17 protein-coding genes are annotated in these 18,436 nt (G+C 43.7%); 2 read left to right on the top strand and 15 right to left on the bottom strand.

Features of this window, described 5'->3' with window-relative positions; genetic code table 11:
• Nucleotides 1-114 precede the first annotated feature (114 nt).
• The 10 genes from V6668_RS09600 to V6668_RS09555 all read right to left on the bottom strand — a co-directional run bounded on the left by V6668_RS09600 (nt 115) and on the right by V6668_RS09555 (nt 9,399).
• A complete protein-coding gene (locus V6668_RS09600; protein WP_338708271.1) occupies nt 115-834 on the bottom strand; it encodes a M23 family metallopeptidase in 720 nt (239 codons plus the stop codon).
• Between the two features lie 207 nt (nt 835-1,041).
• Nucleotides 1,042-1,584 (bottom strand): jacalin-like lectin, encoded by a 543-nt coding sequence (locus V6668_RS09595; protein WP_338708270.1) that lies wholly within the window; start codon nt 1,582-1,584, stop codon nt 1,042-1,044.
• Nucleotides 1,575-2,393: a hypothetical protein gene (locus tag V6668_RS09590; protein ID WP_338708269.1), complete on the bottom strand. Its 819-nt coding sequence runs from the start codon at nt 2,391-2,393 to the stop codon at nt 1,575-1,577. Before V6668_RS09590 ends, V6668_RS09595 begins: the two co-directional genes overlap by 10 nt.
• A gap of 297 nt (nt 2,394-2,690) precedes the next feature.
• Nucleotides 2,691-4,088, bottom strand: a complete 1,398-nt coding sequence (gene sufB / locus V6668_RS09585; RefSeq protein ID WP_036669904.1) for a Fe-S cluster assembly protein SufB — start codon at nt 4,086-4,088, stop codon at nt 2,691-2,693.
• Between the two features lie 20 nt (nt 4,089-4,108).
• Entirely contained in the window at nt 4,109-4,540 is a 432-nt protein-coding gene (gene sufU, locus V6668_RS09580; protein WP_017689537.1) for a Fe-S cluster assembly sulfur transfer protein SufU, read from the bottom strand.
• Nucleotides 4,530-5,750 (bottom strand): cysteine desulfurase, encoded by a 1,221-nt coding sequence (locus tag V6668_RS09575; protein ID WP_017689538.1) that lies wholly within the window; start codon nt 5,748-5,750, stop codon nt 4,530-4,532. Before V6668_RS09575 ends, sufU begins: the two co-directional genes overlap by 11 nt.
• Nucleotides 5,747-7,051, bottom strand: coding sequence for a Fe-S cluster assembly protein SufD (sufD, locus tag V6668_RS09570; protein ID WP_237176150.1), 1,305 nt, complete (start codon nt 7,049-7,051; stop codon nt 5,747-5,749). Before sufD ends, V6668_RS09575 begins: the two co-directional genes overlap by 4 nt.
• A 25-nt stretch (nt 7,052-7,076) precedes the next feature.
• Nucleotides 7,077-7,859: a Fe-S cluster assembly ATPase SufC gene (gene sufC / locus V6668_RS09565; RefSeq protein ID WP_036609931.1), complete on the bottom strand. Its 783-nt coding sequence runs from the start codon at nt 7,857-7,859 to the stop codon at nt 7,077-7,079.
• Between the two features lie 378 nt (nt 7,860-8,237).
• A complete protein-coding gene (locus V6668_RS09560) occupies nt 8,238-8,813 on the bottom strand; it encodes a DUF1802 family protein (RefSeq protein ID WP_338708266.1) in 576 nt (191 codons plus the stop codon).
• Nucleotides 8,814-8,937: 124 nt separating this feature from the next.
• A complete protein-coding gene (locus V6668_RS09555) occupies nt 8,938-9,399 on the bottom strand; it encodes a Dps family protein (protein ID WP_017689542.1) in 462 nt (153 codons plus the stop codon).
• Nucleotides 9,400-9,695: 296 nt separating this feature from the next.
• On the opposite strand from V6668_RS09555, the gene mtnK reads away from it, so the two are divergent.
• Together mtnK and mtnA are read left to right on the top strand one after the other, a co-directional pair.
• The gene (gene mtnK / locus V6668_RS09550) at nt 9,696-10,913 is read left to right on the top strand and encodes an S-methyl-5-thioribose kinase (protein WP_338708920.1); all 1,218 of its coding nucleotides are present in this window, start codon (nt 9,696-9,698) and stop codon (nt 10,911-10,913) included.
• Nucleotides 10,914-10,936: 23 nt separating this feature from the next.
• Nucleotides 10,937-12,010: an S-methyl-5-thioribose-1-phosphate isomerase gene (gene mtnA, locus V6668_RS09545; RefSeq protein WP_338708264.1), complete on the top strand. Its 1,074-nt coding sequence runs from the start codon at nt 10,937-10,939 to the stop codon at nt 12,008-12,010.
• A gap of 106 nt (nt 12,011-12,116) precedes the next feature.
• Here the strand turns inward: mtnA and V6668_RS09540 are convergent, their stop codons facing one another.
• The 5 genes from V6668_RS09540 to V6668_RS09520 all read right to left on the bottom strand — a co-directional run bounded on the left by V6668_RS09540 (nt 12,117) and on the right by V6668_RS09520 (nt 18,402).
• Nucleotides 12,117-12,419 carry a YunC family protein gene (locus tag V6668_RS09540; RefSeq protein WP_017689545.1) on the bottom strand — a complete coding sequence of 101 codons (303 nt, stop codon included), beginning with the start codon at nt 12,417-12,419 and terminating at the stop codon, nt 12,117-12,119.
• Between the two features lie 215 nt (nt 12,420-12,634).
• Complete coding sequence (locus V6668_RS09535; RefSeq protein WP_338708260.1) at nt 12,635-12,904, bottom strand: hypothetical protein; 270 nt, start codon at nt 12,902-12,904, stop codon at nt 12,635-12,637.
• Between the two features lie 135 nt (nt 12,905-13,039).
• Nucleotides 13,040-14,986, bottom strand: a complete 1,947-nt coding sequence (locus V6668_RS09530; protein WP_338708259.1) for a DUF7594 domain-containing protein — start codon at nt 14,984-14,986, stop codon at nt 13,040-13,042.
• Nucleotides 14,987-15,009: 23 nt separating this feature from the next.
• Complete coding sequence (locus tag V6668_RS09525) at nt 15,010-17,088, bottom strand: hypothetical protein (protein ID WP_338708257.1); 2,079 nt, start codon at nt 17,086-17,088, stop codon at nt 15,010-15,012.
• Between the two features lie 48 nt (nt 17,089-17,136).
• Nucleotides 17,137-18,402: an SPRY domain-containing protein gene (locus tag V6668_RS09520; protein WP_338708256.1), complete on the bottom strand. Its 1,266-nt coding sequence runs from the start codon at nt 18,400-18,402 to the stop codon at nt 17,137-17,139.
• Nucleotides 18,403-18,436: the final 34 nt, after the last annotated feature.

The following is an 18,436-nucleotide window of genomic DNA, read 5'->3' as shown; positions in this document are numbered from 1 at the left end:
ATGACGTTTCCGGTGGAATGAACCGGGCGAACAGGCAACATTCGATAAATGGTTATCTGTCTGCATCTACCTGAGTGCATCAGCCTTTTGTTACTCCCTGTCCTATGCAGGGATCTATATGTCGGACTCCGAATGAACCTGGATGCCTTTTTCCTTGCGGTACATGATAACAAGTAATCTCCAAAATTCATAACTGCCTTTGTCGTTCATAATAAAGGGTCGATAATAATCAAATGCTTGCTTCGCCCATGCGGGACAATCCATATTGGAAAGTTGCTCCTGTTGCTGAATCCATCCCCCTTGAATCTCTAGCGTTTTCTGCATAGCTTCAAACATTTTCTTCTGCTCAGTGGTCATCGGCGGTGCCTCCTGTTCCTGAGATGCAGTTCCGTATTCAGCCTGTAGATACGCACCCGGTTCCATCACACCATCTTCGCTAGCTGTGTACCCGTACGATGGTGCACTTGTTTTACGAATCTCATAATGTACATGCGGGCCGGTACTCTGACCCGTGCTTCCCTGATTACCGATAAGCTGGCCTCTCTTCACCCGCTGCCCAACGGTTACGGCAATCCGCGAAAGGTGAGCATAACAATGCAAGTAGCCACGATGATCTTGAAGGGCAACTGTAAGCCCGTAACCGCCGAATCCGGAGCCTGTAACTCCTTCGGAAGCAAAACGTACCCTACCTTCCATAAAGGCATAGACGGGGCCATTCCAAGGCTCTGTCACGAGATCAATTCCGCGGTGAAATGTCTGTCCACCATGAATAGGATGAATTCGATAGCCGAATGAACTTGTAATCCGATATCCCTCGAAAGGGTTCACGCTCATACACTCACATCCTTTTCTATCATTAAATGCTTAAATCTATGAAATGGCTTGTGCTATTGGTCTTATTTTATTCCACAAAAATACCGCTCAGAATATCATTAGGGAAACCTTATGGTCTCTCCAACGTATATTCCAAGCGGCGCTGTGCTAATATGAACACTCTATGAGATGTATATATTATTATTTCATTTTAACCACTGCTCACTTCTAATTCAGAGGTCTGTATATGACGCCTAGCAGATCCAATTCCTGTCCTGCTCTTCCATAAAATCCGGCAATGTACCACCCCGCTGGTGCCTCAAGTTTGATTTGATCCGAGGTCTTTTGTCCGCCTTCAACTTTATTTCCAAGATTGGTGGACAACTCCACGTAAAAGATCCGTTTATCTCCATTACGTGTCCCCTGACCAATTGTTGCCTCGGTTAAGTACTCTCCGTCTGCCAAGTTCAGTGTGGCAATGTTGGATTGACCACCATGTGCCAGGTCCGTTCCATCCCTGTACAGCATTGAAATGCCGTCTACACGGTTGCCCGAGTTAAGTACCACTGAACTAGGTCTGGACTCCGGAATATGATTTAGATCATTAAACCCACTTCCTCCAGATCCTCCGATTGTTGAACTTAGTTGGTACTGAGAAGATGTGCTGTACACAAATTCCGCTGTAATCGGATAATGATCGGAGAGTTGCTTCCCACTCGGGTCAACAAATGTTTGATTTTCTAACCGATAGCTCTGTGCATTCAGAGACAACGCTTTACTTCCGCGATACAAAATTTTGTCACGATCTCATAGTTGGGTCCATTTAAATTGCTTGCATCCATAAGGGCGTCTCCATCAGCGGGAATACTCCCACCTCGGATCAAATCGATCCACGGATCTCTTAAACCATTCTCAGACATGAGCAACTCTATATTGTCAGCAGCACGGGTGTACCGTGTATTGGTATCCCCAAATACGATAACTGCGTTCCCGTCCGAGTGCTCCTTTATGTAATTGGAGAGTTGTCTGATATTATCTCGTCTGGCCTCAAGCGATTTATCATCGCTACCCGCGTCCGCATGCAAGTTGTACACGTCCAATTTTACCGGAGGTGTGATCTCATATGTAGCTGCTGTAAATCCTTTTGGAGTCAATTCATCACTTCCATTGTCAAAAAGACCAGATCGCTTATCCCAGGTAATACGTTTCAAGTCACGGAATGGATATTTGGACAGACTGTTCAACCCACTACCAAAACCCGCAATTCCGCTGGTTGTCGTCAAATACGGCAGAGTGACCTGAGATATCAGCTCATTATGATAATTAAAATCCTCTTGCACATTAATGATGTCATAGTCATTTAATTTGGGGGAAATCTGAACGGTGTACTCCTTGGGGTTGGAACTGGATACCAGGTCCGGAAGACCACCTACATTGTAACTAAGTACGTTGAATGAACCCGATACCGATCCACCTTCTGCAGCACTCGCCGTTGATAAAAATAACGGAGAGCTCGTAAAGGCAACAACAGCAGACAATACCAAGGCTGCTCCTTTTTGAACTATACTTCTTCGCATCATAACCCTCCTCATATTAGAATCTATTCAAATATATGTAATATTCGTTAATGGAAGAATAACGCTGGTCTATTCATTTGTAAATATACAAATTGACTAAAGAATATTTCCGCTTGCCACTCCGATAACAGAATAACCTTCTGATCACTGTTATCCCCAGATTTTTTGAATAAAAATACCCCCTAGAGAGACTTTTTAGAAAGTCTGTTCTAGAGGGTATTCGATCACATAAAACGATATCTACCGCTTAACATCAGCAACTAGCTTCAGCTTTACGGCTTCGAAAGGCGCTGCATTGGATTAACCAATGGAACCTTCCATTTCGAATTTAATCAATCTATTCATCTCAACGGCGTATTCCATTGGCAATTCCTTCGTGAATGGCTCAATGAAGCCCATGATAATCATCTGTGTTGCTTCTGCATCAGTCAGACCACGGCTCATCAGGTAGAAGAGTTGATCTTCAGACACTTTGGATACTGTAGCTTCATGCTCCAGCATGATGTTATCATTCATGATTTCATTGTAAGGAATTGTATCTGATGTGGACTCATTATCGAGAATGAGTGTATCACACTTGATGTTGGATTTCGCGCCCTCAGCTTGACGCCCAAAGGAAGCCAAACCACGGTACGTTACTTTACCACCATGTTTACTGATGGATTTGGAAACAATCGTAGATGTTGTATCCGGAGCCAAGTGGATCATTTTCGCACCTGCATCCTGATGCTGGTTTTTACCAGCTACAGCGATGGAGAGTACGGAACCTTTAGCTCCACGGCCTTTCAGTACAACCGCTGGATATTTCATCGTCAGTTTGGAACCGATGTTACCATCGACCCATTCCATCGTTGCATTTTCTTCAGCAACCGCACGTTTCGTAACGAGGTTGTAGATGTTTGGTGCCCAGTTTTGAATCGTTGTGTAACGAACACGAGCATTTTTCTTACAGATGATCTCAACAACCGCACTGTGCAGTGAGTTCGTGCTGTAGATTGGAGCTGTACATCCCTCTACATAGTGAACGAAGCTATCTTCGTCCGCAATGATGAGTGTACGCTCGAATTGTCCCATATTCTCGGAGTTAATCCGGAAGTAGGCTTGCAGAGGTACTTCACATTTAACGCCCTTAGGCACGTAGATAAAGCTTCCTCCGGACCATACCGCACTATTCAAAGCAGCAAATTTATTATCTGCTGGTGGAATAACCGTTGCAAAATATTCACGCAGGATTTCGGGATGCTCTCTCAGAGCCGTGTCCGTATCCATGAAGATTACACCTTGGTCTTCCAATTCCTTTTGCATGTTGTGGTATACAACCTCGGACTCATACTGAGCCGATACACCTGCAAGGAACTTTTGCTCTGCTTCAGGGATACCCAATTTATCAAAAGTTTCCTTGATTTCGGAAGGAACTTCCTCCCATGTTTTACCTTGTTTCTCCGAAGCACGCACATAATACTGAATTTCATTGAAATCCAATCCGTCTAGATCTCCGCCCCATTTTGGCATTGGCATCTTTTCGAATTGTTTCAAAGATTTCAAACGGAATTCCAACATCCATTCCGGTTCATTCTTAATCTTGGAAATTTCGGTAACCACTTCTGCAGTCAGACCTTTACCGGTTTGAAAGATGGATTTGTGCTCATCGCGAAAACCATATTTGTACTCTTCCATTTCTGGTGCTTTTTTAGCCATCTTGCTCTACCTCCCTATCGTTATTGTACTTTGTTCTCTTCGTCAATCCCTTTGCGTAATGCATTCCAGGCCAGAGTGGCACATTTGATGCGTGCAGGGAACTTGTTCACACCGGATAGGGCTTCGAGATCTTCATAATCGTCGAAATCGACTTCTTCACCTTTCATCAGTGAGGAAAAACGGTTAGCGATATCGAGTGCTTGTTCCATCGTTTTGCCTTTGACGGCCTCTGTCATCATCGATGCAGAGGACATGCTGATGGAGCAGCCTTCACCCGTATATTTGGCTTCCTGGACGATTCCGTCTTTCAGCAAAATTTGCAGTGAAATCCGGTCGCCGCACGTTGGATTGTTCAAATTCACCGTGACAGCGTCATTATCAAATGTTCCGCGGTTACGCGGGTTTTTGTAGTGGTCCATTATAACACGTCTGTACAGATCATCAAGTTGCATCGCCAAAATACTCCTTTGTCTGGATTAAGGCGCTGACAAGCCGATCTACATCTTGTTCGTTATTGTATAGATAGAAGCTGGCACGAGCTGTTGAGCTAACTTCAAGCCAGCGCATTAGCGGTTGACAGCAATGGTGTCCGGCACGAATGGCTACGCCACTCGCATCCAGCACGGTTGCCACATCATGCGGATGAACATCCCCCAGATTAAAGGTAACAACACCCACATGCCGCTTGGCTGGGCCATAGATGGTTAACCCATCGATCTCGGCCAGTCGTTCTGTTGCATAAGCTGCCAGCACACTTTCATGATGTGCGATCTCATCCATACCAATCTGCTCCAGAAAATCAATGGCAGCTCCCAACCCTACCGCACCTGCGATAATCGGGGTTCCACCTTCGAACTTCCAGGGAAGCTCTTTCCAGTTGGATTCGTACAGACCCACATCATCAATCATTTCACCACCGAACTCAATGGGTTCCATGGACTCCAGCAGCGCCTTTTTGCCGTAGAGTGCACCGATTCCGGTTGGTCCGCACATTTTATGACCGGATAATGCATAGAAATCACAGTCCAGATCCTGAACGTCCACCTTCATGTGAGGTGTGCTTTGTGCGCCATCAACAACGATGACAGCACCATTGCGGTGTGCAATTTCAGCAATTTGTTTCACTGGATGGATCAGACCCATAACATTGGATACATAAGCGATTGCTACAATTTTAGTATTGTTCGTAATCGTCTTCTCAACATCAGCCAATTCAATATGACCGTCAGGCTGAAGCGGAATGTATTTCAATGTTGCACCTGTCTCCTTGGCAACTTGCTGCCAAGGAATCAGATTACTATGGTGCTCCATTTGCGTGATAACAATTTCATCGCCTTCTTTGCAATTGGCGCGGGCGTACGATGAAGCCACCAGATTGAGGGCTGTCGTTGTACCGCGAGTAAAGATAATCTCCTGTGTACGGCGGGCATTGATAAACTTGGCTACCTTCTCACGTGCGCCTTCGTAAGCGTCCGTTGCACGGCTTCCAAGGGTATGAACACCTCGGTGTACGTTGGAGTTCTCATACTCATAATAATGTTTGACTGCTTCAATCACAGCATGAGGCTTCTGTGAAGTTGCAGCACTATCTAAATATACGAGCGGGTGTCCGTTAATTTCCTGGTGGAGGATCGGGAACTGCTCGCGAATGGACGGGTTCATTGTCCCAGCTTCTTCTCAATCAGGGACTGCAATTGGGTGCGCAGTGCTTCCAGAGGAATATCCGCCACCACCGGAGCCAGGAAGCCATAGATGATCAGGCGTTCGGCATCCGTACGGTTAATTCCGCGCGACATCAAGTAATGAATCTGCTCGGCATTGACTTGACCAACAGAAGCCGCGTGACCTGCTGTTACATCATCCTCGTCAATAAGAAGGATTGGGTTGGCGTCTCCACGTGCTTTAGGGCTCAGCATCAATACTTTCTCTGTCTGCTGTCCATCAGCTTTGGTAGCGCCTTTCTCAATCTTCGTGATGCCGTTGATGATTGCAGAAGCTTCTTCACGCATAACTGCACGTGTAATCATCTGACTTGGTGTATTCTTGCCGAAGTGACGAGCTTCTGTGGTGTAGTTGATTTTCTGCGAACCGGAACCTACAGCGATGACTTTGGAATCAGAACTTGATCCATTGCCTTTCAGCACGGTCATCGTGTTGCTCGCTGTGTCGCCATTGTTCATTTCGCCTACAATCCACTCGATGGAAGCATCATTCTCCAACACTGCACGACGGAATGAAACATCAGTTACATTTACACTCAGTTGATGAACCGATGCGAAACGTACTTTAGCACCGGATTTTGCGAATACTTCCACAACACCATTATGGAAAACAGGTGCGGACAATTCGCCAGATACATAGTTATCAACATAAGTTACTGAACTGTTTGCTTCTACAACCACAAGCACGTGAGGTGCAAACGTTGCAGATGCGTCATCCGTAAGCAACACTGCTTGCAGTGGTACTTCGATTTCGACATTTTTCGGAACATACAGGAAGACCCCGCCATTCCAAAGTGCCGCATGTAATGCAGCGAGGGAATGCTCATCCGCTTTCACTGCTGTGTTCAGATATTGTTTTACCAGATCGCCATGTTCGCGAACCGCTGTAGCCAGATCCGTGAAGATAACTCCTTTTGCTGCCAGATCAGCAGACACCTTGGAGTATACCGTACCGGAATTGCGCTGGATAACCAGACTGCCTTCAGCTTGATCCTGAACCAGATCTTTGATAGAAGCAGGTACTTCTGTCAAAGAAGAAATAGCTTCACTTGTTTTATATGTTCCGTACTCGCTGACATTCCAGCGTTCGATTTTTTGTTTTTCCAGTTTAGGAAGCGCAAGCCCGCTCGCAAGCTTTAAAGCTTCAAGCCGCTGTTCGGTCAACCAGCCGGGTTCATTGTTGCTTTCCGACAAGGCGCGAAGCGCTTCAGATTCAACCGGAAGAATTGTTTGTGTAGTCATTAATTAATCCTCCTCCGTTTTGTCTTTACGCTTCTTGGCCTACAGTTTCGTCTGTAATTCCCAGCTCTGCCTTTACCCAGTCATACCCTTCCGCTTCCAAACGGTGAGCCAATTCAGGTCCGCCGGATTTCACGATACGACCTTGCATCATTACGTGAACATAGTCAGGCGTAATGTAGTTCAACAGACGTTGGTAGTGAGTGATGATCAGGAAGCCACGGTCTTCGCTCTTCATAGCGTTCACACCGTCAGCCACGATTTTCAAAGCATCGATGTCCAGACCGGAGTCAATTTCATCAAGTACTACGATTTTCGGATCAAGCAACATCATTTGCAGAATCTCGTTACGTTTTTTCTCACCACCGGAGAAACCTTCATTCAGGTAACGGTGAGCGAACTCAGGGTTCATGTCGAGTTCTTTCATTTTACCTTCCATTTGACGAATGAACTTGATCAGGGAGATCTCGTTACCTTCGCCACGACGTGCGTTAATTGCACTACGCAAGAAGTCGGAGTTTGTAACACCTGCAATTTCACTTGGGTATTGCATAGCCAGGAAGAGACCTGCACGTGCGCGCTCATCTACAGCCATATCCAATACATCTTCACCATCAAGTGTAATTTTACCGTCTGTTACTTCATATTTAGGGTGACCCATCAAGGCAGAAGCCAGAGTGGATTTACCTGTTCCGTTTGGTCCCATGATTGCGTGGATTTCTCCACCTTTCATTTCCAGGTTGATGCCTTTCAGGATTTCCTTACCTTCGATCGTCGCTTTCAGACCTTCAATGACGAAATTCGTAGCCATGTGTATTGTTTCCCTCCATTGATTAAATTGATGTTTACTGTCGAAAAAGAAAAAGCGCCTATTATATCTGAACAGGGCTTCCCCTGAATTTCTCCTGTACTCGAATCTTCAAGCAAGAGCACTTTAGAATAATTCTAAACTGATTCTCAATGATAATCAAGTCATTTCCTAAGAACCTTTGTCCCTTGCATGAAACCTTATTCTTTCTGATTCTATAGTAAAAGACAAATTGAATCAAATCAGAAAACATCTTAAGCACAAATGCACAGTGAGAAAAATCACAGCAATTCAAGCTTTTATGTCATCTGCTGTACACTAATCTAAAAAAAGGACTCATCCATATTATGGACAAGTCCCTCCGTTAAATAACGTTACCATTTACAATTTGAGCATCTCGTTAATCTTCTGTACCTGTTCGTCAAAATCCGCAACGTCCACCACCGGCGTCATTTCGCGCAGCACCGGACCATTCGGAATAGAAATCCATGAACGGCAACCATTATATTCAGGCAGTACGGGGATTTCCATCGGTTCTTTCAAAAGGTACACACGTAAAATCAATACATGGAGCGGATCTTTGCGTTTCCATTTCAAACGATCTTCGGCAAAATCCGCTGTCCACATATGAAAGTCAAGAAGTCGATCCAGCATCTCCTGATCTCGTATCTCCAGGTCCTGCGTTACTTCGGCATATGCAGTAATACGGATTGTTGAAGCTTCGGGCACCCATTCGGCCAGTGATTCTTCAACATAGGATTGATCCGAGGACTTAATCAGTTCTTTACGCTGATGTTCATAAGTCGGATACAGGTAAAACGCCGGACTTTTCAGCTCAAAATGTCGGGTTTCCTCTACAATCCCACCTTTGCGCATCACCATAATCTGGCGACCCGTTTCCAGTGCTTTGATTGCAGAAGCCCATTCTTTTAAAGCCGGTATCGTTGGTTCTAACATAAGCGGTCCCCTCCCCTATCGTTCTTGTCAGCAGTATAGACGCTCAGGGCGTTTCTGACAACATGATCCGGGCTCAGAAAGCTTACGTAAGAGACCATTTGTATTAGGCAAAATCTTACCTGTATTAACCTAGGAAAGAGCGAAGCATCCACATGTGTTTCTCCAGGTCAGCCTTAAAGCCTGTCAGCATATCGGATGTTGGTTGATCTTCAGCTGCATCTGCAACTTCGATACCTTCCTGATATTCATTCGAAAGTGTAGCGAAGTCCTCGATCAGGTTTTGCACCATTGTTTTTGCGTCTTCTCCGCCTGCTGCCTCCTGGATAGAGGAAAGCTCCAGATACTCTTTCATTGTAGCCGCCGGGCTACCTTTCAGCGTAAGGATACGCTCTGCGATTTCATCCATTTGTACTGTAACTTCGTTGTAGAACTCTTCGAATTTCACATGCAACGTGAAGAAGTTAGGTCCTTTAACGTACCAGTGATAGTTATGGATTTTAACATACAATACGTTCAGGTTAGCTACCTGACGATTAAGTACTTGTTCCACCGATTTTGCTTGATCTGTTTTGTTTTTTGTAGCCATATTAATCCCATCCTTTATTTAAAATTAGTCTGTCATGCCATGATAAGCAGGTTGTCCCGCAATGCATAACAGAGAGTTAATAATGTGTCACCACATGTAGTGGAGAGGCTTGTTAACGGCGTTTCTCTCAACCGTCCGGCCTATTTGTTTTTACCCTTGAACCGGAAGTTCGAATCAGGATCGACTTGACTTGTCTCAAAAAAAAGTTCAAAAACCGCGTTATTTCCGATATACTGACATATACCAAGCAAAGAAGTGGGTTTTCCTGTTTCTTCATATATATGGAGGTGGCACCTTTGTCCCAATATCGCCCGTTTACCCCCCAGGATGCAATTGAACTGGCCAAAACATTACCGGGTCCATTTGCGGCAGATGCGAATCTGGATTGTCACGAGATCGGCGACGGCAATCTGAATTTGGTATTCCACATCACGGATCAGAACTCCGATAAAAGTATCATTATCAAACAGGCGCTTCCTTATGCGAAAGTGGTTGGAGAATCATGGCCGCTCTCTCTGGTACGTGCCCGCATTGAACGTGAGATTCTGCAGGAAGAGTATCGTCTGTGTCCAGGGATGGTACCCGAAGTGTATCATTACGATGATGACCTTGCGTTAACGGTTATGGAAGATCTGAGTGATCATGTGATCATGCGCAAAGGCCTGATCGAAGGTGTTTCCTATCCTCTTTTTGCACAGCATATCGGGGAATTCATGGCAAGAACGCTGTTCTTTACATCAGACTTGGGCATGGATCAGCAATTGAAGAAGGAACAACAAGGCAGATTCATTAATCCGGACCAATGCAAAATAACGGAGGATCTGATCTTTGATGAACCCTACCGGATCGCTGAGAAAAATAATTATGATGTTTTCATTGAAGACGAGGCTGAAGCGCTTCGTACAGATGGAGAGCTTCACCTTGAAGTGGCCTTGCTGCGGGAAAAATTCCTGACACATGGGCAGGCACTGCTTCATGGAGATCTGCATACAGGCAGTATTTTTGTTACACCTGAATCAACCAAGGTCATCGATCCCGAATTTGCATATTACGGCCCCATGGGATTTGATGTCGGTGCAGTCCTTGCGAACCTGCTCTTGAATTACGCCTCCCTGCCAGGATGGATTCAGGATGAGACTGCTTTGCGTGAGCGTGAGACGCTTTTGCTGAATATGGTTCGTGATGTATGGACTGAATTCGAATCTCGTTTCCGTGCCCTCTGGGTTAATGACCTCGTTGATCCGATGGCAAAAACGCCAGGGTATCAGGATCTGTATGTGCAACAATTGTTCAGAGATTCGATCGGCTTTGCAGGTGCCAAAATGGTTCGTCGTATCGTGGGACTTGCTCACGTGGCGGATATAGATACCATTCCAAATGCGACTGAACGTGAACATGCTCAGCGTAAAGCGTTGTCGATTGGTAAAGCATTGATCAAGAACAATCGTCGCTTGAATACCATCGGCGAAGTACTGGATATTGTATCTACAGCTATCTCTACTACTAAGGCTTAACATAAGGAACGGAGGAACCACCCATGACAACCCCTGAATATCAGCCTCTGTCCTCTCTCATCTGGAAAAAGGACAAGCTTGAAATGCTTGACCAGCGTCTGCTGCCCGAAACGATCCTCATGTTGAAACTGTATACACCCGAGGAAGTATGGGAATCCATCCACTCCATGAAAGTACGCGGTGCTCCAGCGATTGGTATTGCTGCTGCATTTGGTGTTGTATTGGGTGCCAAGTCATATGACGGATCGACCATTCAAGGTTGGCTGGATCACGTAAAATCCATATGTGCTCATCTGGCTACTTCCCGTCCAACAGCGGTGAACCTTTTCTGGGCACTGGATCGCATGATGCAAAGAGCAAATGTGGTCGTTGAATCCGGGCTCAGCCTGGAAGAGGGCAATGATGCTCTTGAAGTAGAAGCTCTGTTGATTCAGAAAGAAGACGAAGAAGTATGCCGCATGATCGGTGAGAATGCACTGCCATTGTTCGAAGATGGTATGGGTGTACTCACTCACTGTAATGCAGGTGGACTGGCTACTGCGAAATATGGTACGGCAACTGCTCCAATGTATCTCGCACAGGAACGTGGCATTCACCTGAAGGTATTTGCAGACGAAACTCGTCCTGTACTTCAGGGTGCACGCCTGACTGCATTTGAGTTACAGCAAGCCGGCATAGACGTTACGCTGCTCTGTGATAACATGGCAGGCATGGTGATGTCCAAAGGCTGGATTCAAGCCGTTATCGTCGGAACAGATCGTGTTGCTGCCAATGGCGATGTAGCTAACAAAATCGGAACCTACAGTGTGGCCGTGCTTGCCAAGGCTCACAATATTCCGTTCTATGTAGCCAGCCCATTGTCGACTATCGACTTGTCCACTCCATCCGGGGACCTCATTCCAATTGAGGAACGTGCTGCGGAAGAAGTCACTGAAGGATTTGGCAAACGTACAGCACCGCAAGGTGTTAAAGTATACAATCCAGCATTTGATGTAACGCCTAACGAATATGTAACAGCTATTATCACGGAAAAAGGCGTTGTTCGCGCACCTTTCCAAGAAAATCTGGCTGCCTTGTTCGCGAAGGAAGAAGCTTAATTTAATAGAAAGCGTTCGTGTGTATAGAGGTGGGAGCTACGATGTGCCAGGCTCTGTATTACGGCGTTAAATAAGGGCTTCCCATAGGGAGCCCTTTTGTTAGTGCTTAGATCATTTTCAACAAAGCCTCTACACCCGTCATGCCAACCGTAATGCCCATGGCCTCGGCTTCTGTTGTCACCGACTCCATAGGTGCATGCAACAATTGCTCCAGTGTACGCACACCAACCGCCCGAGCTGCAATAATTTTGCGATCCCCGAGCTTCTCATTAAGTAATCCCACGTCGAGTGCTCCGCACATGATATATCCTTTGGATGTGTTAATAGTCAGCAAAGTTGTTTTGGGCAGTTTGACTTCTACCCCAACTAATACATGTTCTCCAACTACAATAGGCTCCATCGTCACCATAATTTCCCGATCCACCTCCTCTTCCACAGGTCACGATAATTGTATGCCTCATTCTGGATTGTCGTGTGGACACCTGCCGTGTTTGAGAAAATGTAGGTACTTACAGTTCAAATACAATGTTGGTAATTCTCTTCGCAGACTTAGATAGGAGGGATATGCTTTAGTTGAAATATAAAAAGCCACCCTCACCCAAGGATGGTCAAAGTGGCGCTAACTTAAAACGTATGCTCATCATTCTTTAATCGCCTTATCTCCGTTAACTCTCTTCTAATTCCTAGTACACGTCTATGAAGTACACTGCGGTCTATTGATTCAGCTACCGACTTTTTGAACTGGACATCCAAATCACTTAATTGCTCCTGAGCTAGTTTCTTTTTATGTATTGGTTTAACTTGAATTTTTGTAGTTTCAGGCTTGATAGGCTTCAATCTTTTCTGCTTCATAATCTGTTCAAATACACTGTCCCCTTGTTGCATGGTCTTCATTCCTTAATGTATGATGAACACATTGTATCATAACGAGAAGATGACTGTTACACAATAAAGTACAGATGCATAGAGTTGGGCAAAGCCTAAACGCAAAAAAAGAGGGCCAATGCCCCCTTTGATAATTAACTCATTTTATAAAATGTAAAAATACGCTTGATTTCCTGGACTCTTCACAATTACTGTGGTCACTAAATCACCGGCATCCCGTTTACGGATACTTGTGATCGAATCTAACTCTACATTCGCAATAACTCTTGGTAAGACATACGCGGCCAGATCAGGCTTGGAAATTGTCACTTCAGTAGCCATATCGACAATCTGTCTCACATCTACTGTAGACCGCATATCCTTCCACTCTCGCACCTGAAGATAGCTATCCAAGTATTCTCTTTCCTTGATACTAATATGTGCATCCAAAACATCCATATACTTGACCTCAATGCTGGAAAGCACATCAGGTCTGGAAATATATAATTGCCCAAGCTGTTCTGCCAAATAAGGAATCTCAAGACTGCCTGCCCTCTCATCATGATTTAATGCTCTGACTTGAAGAACACTATTCAGATCAGGCTTATTAACCGTAATCTCCGAAATCACAATCGAATCACCGTCGTACATGACCGTAAGCAAAGACCCCAACGTTGAAGTTGCTTTTATATAATTGGAGACTTCCAATGAAGCATGAAGATCTGGTACGGATACAATTAAACTCGTATCCCGTCCATCATCGAGCAGCTGTGATATCGTTAACGTACTGACTAGAGACATTTGTCTATCTACCGTAATAACTGAAGGTAAGTCAGGATGAGACACTGCGATTTCTACAGTTTTTTCGTCGTCCAGACCTGTTCTAACGGCAAGATTACCGTCTGTATCCTTAGTTGTTCGTATAGCAGTAATGAACTGCGAATGAAGCTCGGGCTTAGAAATAGAAACCCATGTTTCCTTCTCTTCTGTCCTACTTTCAGCAATAGAAATGTTCGAATCCAGTTCTGCATCTATACGTTTAGCTACTATCAGATCTACATCCACGTCCGGACGGCTGACCGCGATTACTTGAGGTATATCATGATGCATGTGATCCTGATAACGGTGGACGTACAACTGAGATTTGAGCCAGTCCAGCCCAATATCACTGTGTACAACTAACGTTGAAGCTATGTCCTTGTGACCTGCACCATAAATAAAAATTTCACTTTCGATTTCGGTTCGACCGATAGAATAGATTTGAGAAGTGATATATTTGATCTGCAAAACAGGTGGTTTGGAAGACTCTCGAGTGTTGAAATAAATCGGCGTGTTACCGCTAGACTGAATAATCAGTCCAACATTCGAAAGAATACCTTCTCTCCACATTCGAAGCAATGCCATCATATCAAACTCAACATAACGTTCAGTCGTATCCAGGATATAACTGGACGATAAGAGCTGAATGGACTGAGGTCTGTTCGCATACGTAATCCCGTACTCACGCCACAACGTATCAGGCTGATGCAGCTCAATGTGTGCTCCAGGTGCCAGGGTTCCTGTGTAATATAACCTCAATTTAGCGTCTTCCAGATATAACAGATCAGGTATTCTAGTATCCAAATCACCGAAATGTATAAACGATTCGAATTGCTCTATCTCGTCTCTACCGATCATCATACGCTGTGTATCACCAAAGTTGAGCGTCTGCAGGTGAGTTTGGCTTCGTGTGGTCGCATCAGCAACAGGCTTAAGATTAACAGTTACACGCGGTGCTTCCAGTAATTCATATTTGCCGTGTGCACGGTTATGTGGGCGAACGTACAACATGCCTTCAAGATCAACTTTGGATGCCGCTTGAATGGTTGCGCCCAGATCTCCTTGCGACCTGTACATCACCGATAGCGAATTGCTCAATTCCTGTGACCGTCTGACACGTACGGATACACTAGAGACGATCTCGGACACTTTTCTTGTAGCAGCTATTAGGGTTGAAGACAGTTCTTCATCCACCTGATTGTACAGGATATACTTTGCTGCAAAACGATTTTCCGGACTTTTAATATGTATATAACTATCTAATAGAGTCTCCCCGTTATTAATTCCACTCACTTCCTGTCTCATTGTATTGAGAGCTACACCCGGTCTGCTGTGACTTTCATTTCAAAATTGCCATTAGGATTCGGCTTGGCATGAATATCCGTTGCGATACGAATATAAAAATCGATGCTATCCTCCGGTTGAATCAGACCATAGGTCAGATAATCGATCGGAAGAAACGGGTCGGCCTGTCTGGATAATTGGACTTCAACACCATCCGTTTCGAATTTCTTATCCATCTCCAGGTAAACATGATCCACAGCATAACCAAGCAAGTTTTTGATTCTGACTTTCTTTGTTAACGTCGTCTGTCCGGCAATGATCACCCCATAATCAAGTTTTTTCAAAATACCACCAAAGGTATCTGAAAGAAAATCTCCAGACTCGTCCATAAACATTAATCCTGAATACGATCCGATAAACTTGATTTCCCGTGAGTCTACGGCACCCCAATAATCCTGAAATTCAACCTTCAATGTATTCTCTTCGCCAAAATTAACATTTCTCTCGTCAATATTGAGTTCAATATTGAATGGAGATGCTGCTAGTCGTGTAAAATTGCCATCCGCCGGATAATACGTTTTACCGTTCAACAAGACGCGGTATTTAACCTTGCCCTGATCTGCATCATCCAGCACACCTGTAAGTTTGTTACCAGAGAAGGTCAGGTCGATTGTGGCTGTGGTGTTTAACAGTTGCAGTGACATATCTCTAAACTCCACTGCATGTCGCGGTGCATCAACGACCATTTTCACTTCGTCAAGCGAATAGCTGTTTTCATAGTGCTTACTGCTATCGAAGTAGTAGGCAATTCGAGTTAAAGCTATTAGATCCTTTTCAGGGATGGCGTTGAGTGTGTCCAGGTTCATTCCTTTTCTTTTGAATAACGTTGTATCCTGGATATCCAGATCAAGCCACTTGTTGAAACGGTATGTCTTCCATGTGAGCCCTGAGTCGAACGAAGCAGCCATTCTTAATATACCTTCCGGACTGTTCTCCGTTACTTTCGTAGCGACAACCTTTTTCACGTCTCCATATAACGCTATGTCTGTTGGTTGCACAATTAATTGCTCAAACGGTAGCGCGTTATACGTCAGCATCATGTCCCGATTACCGGCAATAACCTCTTCATCATTCGTCCACGTAACCACGTCAAAATCTCCCTCAAGTTCATCCAATAGGGAGTAGTTAGCCGTGATATTTAGTTCCGCTGATGTTTTGGTTGGATCGTCCGTGTAGTATAAAACGTCTACACTATCACCCAACTCGTCGTAGAGGGTAAAAGGTTCGGTTTCAATTGTAATCGTTGATTCGGTTTGGTTGGGGTCATCAGTGTATTCGATGATTTTGATCTCTTTATCTTCCCATTCTCCCGCTAGGGTGAATGGATCAGTTTCGATTGAAACTACTAATTCAGTTTGATTTGGATCATCAGTATAATAAAGCACTTCAATATCCTTGCCTTCCCACTCCTCTTCAAGAGTAAAAGGATTGGTTTCGATGTTGAAGAATGCTTCTGTTTTTGTGATGTCATCCGTATAGTAGCATAGTTCCACTTCTCCTTGAAGTTGTGACCATGCGGATTCACGTATGATAGAGATGTCTTTAATGCCATTATTCAAATACTGCTGTTCTGTAGGTGAGTCTAAACTGACTATACTCCAAGTATTATTATCAAATGACTTATATCCTTGATTATCTTTTACAAGTGTACTTTTGAAGATTAGTTCAATATCAACAGAAAACACTTTTGACGCTCCATTAGCTGTGTTGGAAGCAATAAGTCTATAGTCTACATCATCAGTACTAAAATAAATGTTATACGACTTACCAAAAGTAGTATTAGACCAGTCAATTAATTCAAGTGCGAAAGATCCACTGTATTCGAATTTGAAAATATAATATCCTTTTCCACCTCCATTATAGTATGGAGGTTCGGAGGTACTCGTAAATAACAAGCCCATATTTGCTACCCTTTGATCCATATTATGACTATATATATTACTCAAATCTAATGGGAGATATTGACCAGAAGATTTAGATTTGAGTTTTACATTCCAAACCAATCCTATACCGCCTTTGTTTAAAGCTTCAGTCTTAATGTAAAAAGCCATTACTTCATCTCCTTTCTAAATTCTAAATCAAACAATCATTTTACATAACTATGTGATTGATGCTTTCTTGATTGGTGTTTTTGATGTATCTATTTTTTGCTTGAAGACTTTTCCCGAACCTAATATGCTGGTGTTGCTGTTCTGAAAAGAACGTTCACTTAACTCGAAATGCATATCAATTTCATCTCTCACGTTATGCCCATAACTCAAGAAATTTGATTCTGACATAGTATCTAAAAACTTCATTTTTGGTTGTTCTAATATTTCGTACATTAACAATTCTGCAACCTGTATTAAACTACCGCCATTATTACTAGTTATATTAATTCTATATATCTTAAAACTGGCTGTATTTTTGAATGAGAAGTTTCTAACCTCTCCAACTGTCCAATTCGTCTGATTTTCTTGCTCATCTAAAACAGTCCAATTAACTCCATCATTAGATCCTTCGAATGTCCAGTCTTTAGAATTGTTCTCAGCGGTATATCCAAGCAATGAATACTTCCCAATAACTCTAGACTGAGTAAACTCATACTGTAAAGTTATTGGAAAAGATGCTGTTGCATACCATGTCCCACCAATATCTCCGTCAAATGCTCTATAAGGAAATGATGGGCTATTCGTGTTACTTGCACTTGAGATACCAGAAGGAGCAGTATTAGATGTCATCTTTGGAATGACAGTATTGTCGCTATATTTTAAGGTTGAAACTGAATAATACTTATCTTCTGATGAAATCAAGAATTTATTATGCCATTTGCTTTGTCTACCATCGTAAGAATAAAAACCATATGGTATATCGTAATCAAATGGAGTTGCACCAAAATTAACTGTGATAACTTTACTGGTTGTAGATTGACTCTTAATAAACGGATAAACTTCTCCCATTGATAATATGTTTGTGTGAGATACTCCTTGACTTTTCCCATTTATATAAAATTCCAATTTTCCTTCATCCAGATTAAGGGCAATACCGATTACATCCCCAGCCGCTGGTCTTGAACTATATGCTACATTTTCAGGAAATTTAGCTCCAGTTGCTGCATAAATAGTCCTAATATTTAACGCATTTCCGCTTGTTCCATAGTAGTCAGGACTCGCGATGGGATAATTCATATTTGCGATCCCAACAAAAAACCAATCATGCCCAGTGTACTTAATCTCCCAATACCATTTTCCAGTAGTTTTACCATGTGTGGCACGAATATTCCCCGTAGTTGCAGTGGTCATAGTAACAGTTAAGTTCCCATTAGATAAGGTAGTTGTACCATTCTTATCAGTGGGACTTAGTGTTACATCTAAAATATCTCCCATTCAGCCATCTCCTTTCAAAACAAATAGAACACAC

It is taken from the genome of Paenibacillus amylolyticus, from assembly GCF_036894225.1.
In the GTDB taxonomy this organism is placed as follows: Bacteria; Bacillota; Bacilli; order Paenibacillales; family Paenibacillaceae; genus Paenibacillus; species Paenibacillus amylolyticus.
The sequence above is the reverse complement of the archived record's forward strand: the minus strand, read 5'-3'. Positions and strand labels throughout refer to the sequence as shown.

Excerpts from the sequence above, each read along its gene's own strand:
- V6668_RS09600 (WP_338708271.1), bottom strand. The coding sequence starts at position 834 with ATGAGCGTGAACCCTTTCGAGGGATATCGGATTACAAGTTCATTCGGC.
- V6668_RS09590 (WP_338708269.1), bottom strand. The coding sequence starts at position 2,393 with ATGATGCGAAGAAGTATAGTTCAAAAAGGAGCAGCCTTGGTATTGTCT.
- sufB (WP_036669904.1), bottom strand. The coding sequence starts at position 4,088 with ATGGCTAAAAAAGCACCAGAAATGGAAGAGTACAAATATGGTTTTCGC.
- sufU (WP_017689537.1), bottom strand. The coding sequence starts at position 4,540 with ATGCAACTTGATGATCTGTACAGACGTGTTATAATGGACCACTACAAA.
- V6668_RS09575 (WP_017689538.1), bottom strand. The coding sequence starts at position 5,750 with ATGAACCCGTCCATTCGCGAGCAGTTCCCGATCCTCCACCAGGAAATT.
- sufD (WP_237176150.1), bottom strand. The coding sequence starts at position 7,051 with ATGACTACACAAACAATTCTTCCGGTTGAATCTGAAGCGCTTCGCGCC.
- sufC (WP_036609931.1), bottom strand. The coding sequence starts at position 7,859 with ATGGCTACGAATTTCGTCATTGAAGGTCTGAAAGCGACGATCGAAGGT.
- V6668_RS09560 (WP_338708266.1), bottom strand. The coding sequence starts at position 8,813 with ATGTTAGAACCAACGATACCGGCTTTAAAAGAATGGGCTTCTGCAATC.
- V6668_RS09555 (WP_017689542.1), bottom strand. The coding sequence starts at position 9,399 with ATGGCTACAAAAAACAAAACAGATCAAGCAAAATCGGTGGAACAAGTA.
- mtnA (WP_338708264.1), top strand. The coding sequence starts at position 10,937 with ATGACAACCCCTGAATATCAGCCTCTGTCCTCTCTCATCTGGAAAAAG.
- V6668_RS09540 (WP_017689545.1), bottom strand. The coding sequence starts at position 12,419 with ATGGTGACGATGGAGCCTATTGTAGTTGGAGAACATGTATTAGTTGGG.
- V6668_RS09535 (WP_338708260.1), bottom strand. The coding sequence starts at position 12,904 with ATGAAGACCATGCAACAAGGGGACAGTGTATTTGAACAGATTATGAAG.
- V6668_RS09525 (WP_338708257.1), bottom strand. The coding sequence starts at position 17,088 with ATGGCTTTTTACATTAAGACTGAAGCTTTAAACAAAGGCGGTATAGGA.
- V6668_RS09520 (WP_338708256.1), bottom strand. The coding sequence starts at position 18,402 with ATGGGAGATATTTTAGATGTAACACTAAGTCCCACTGATAAGAATGGT.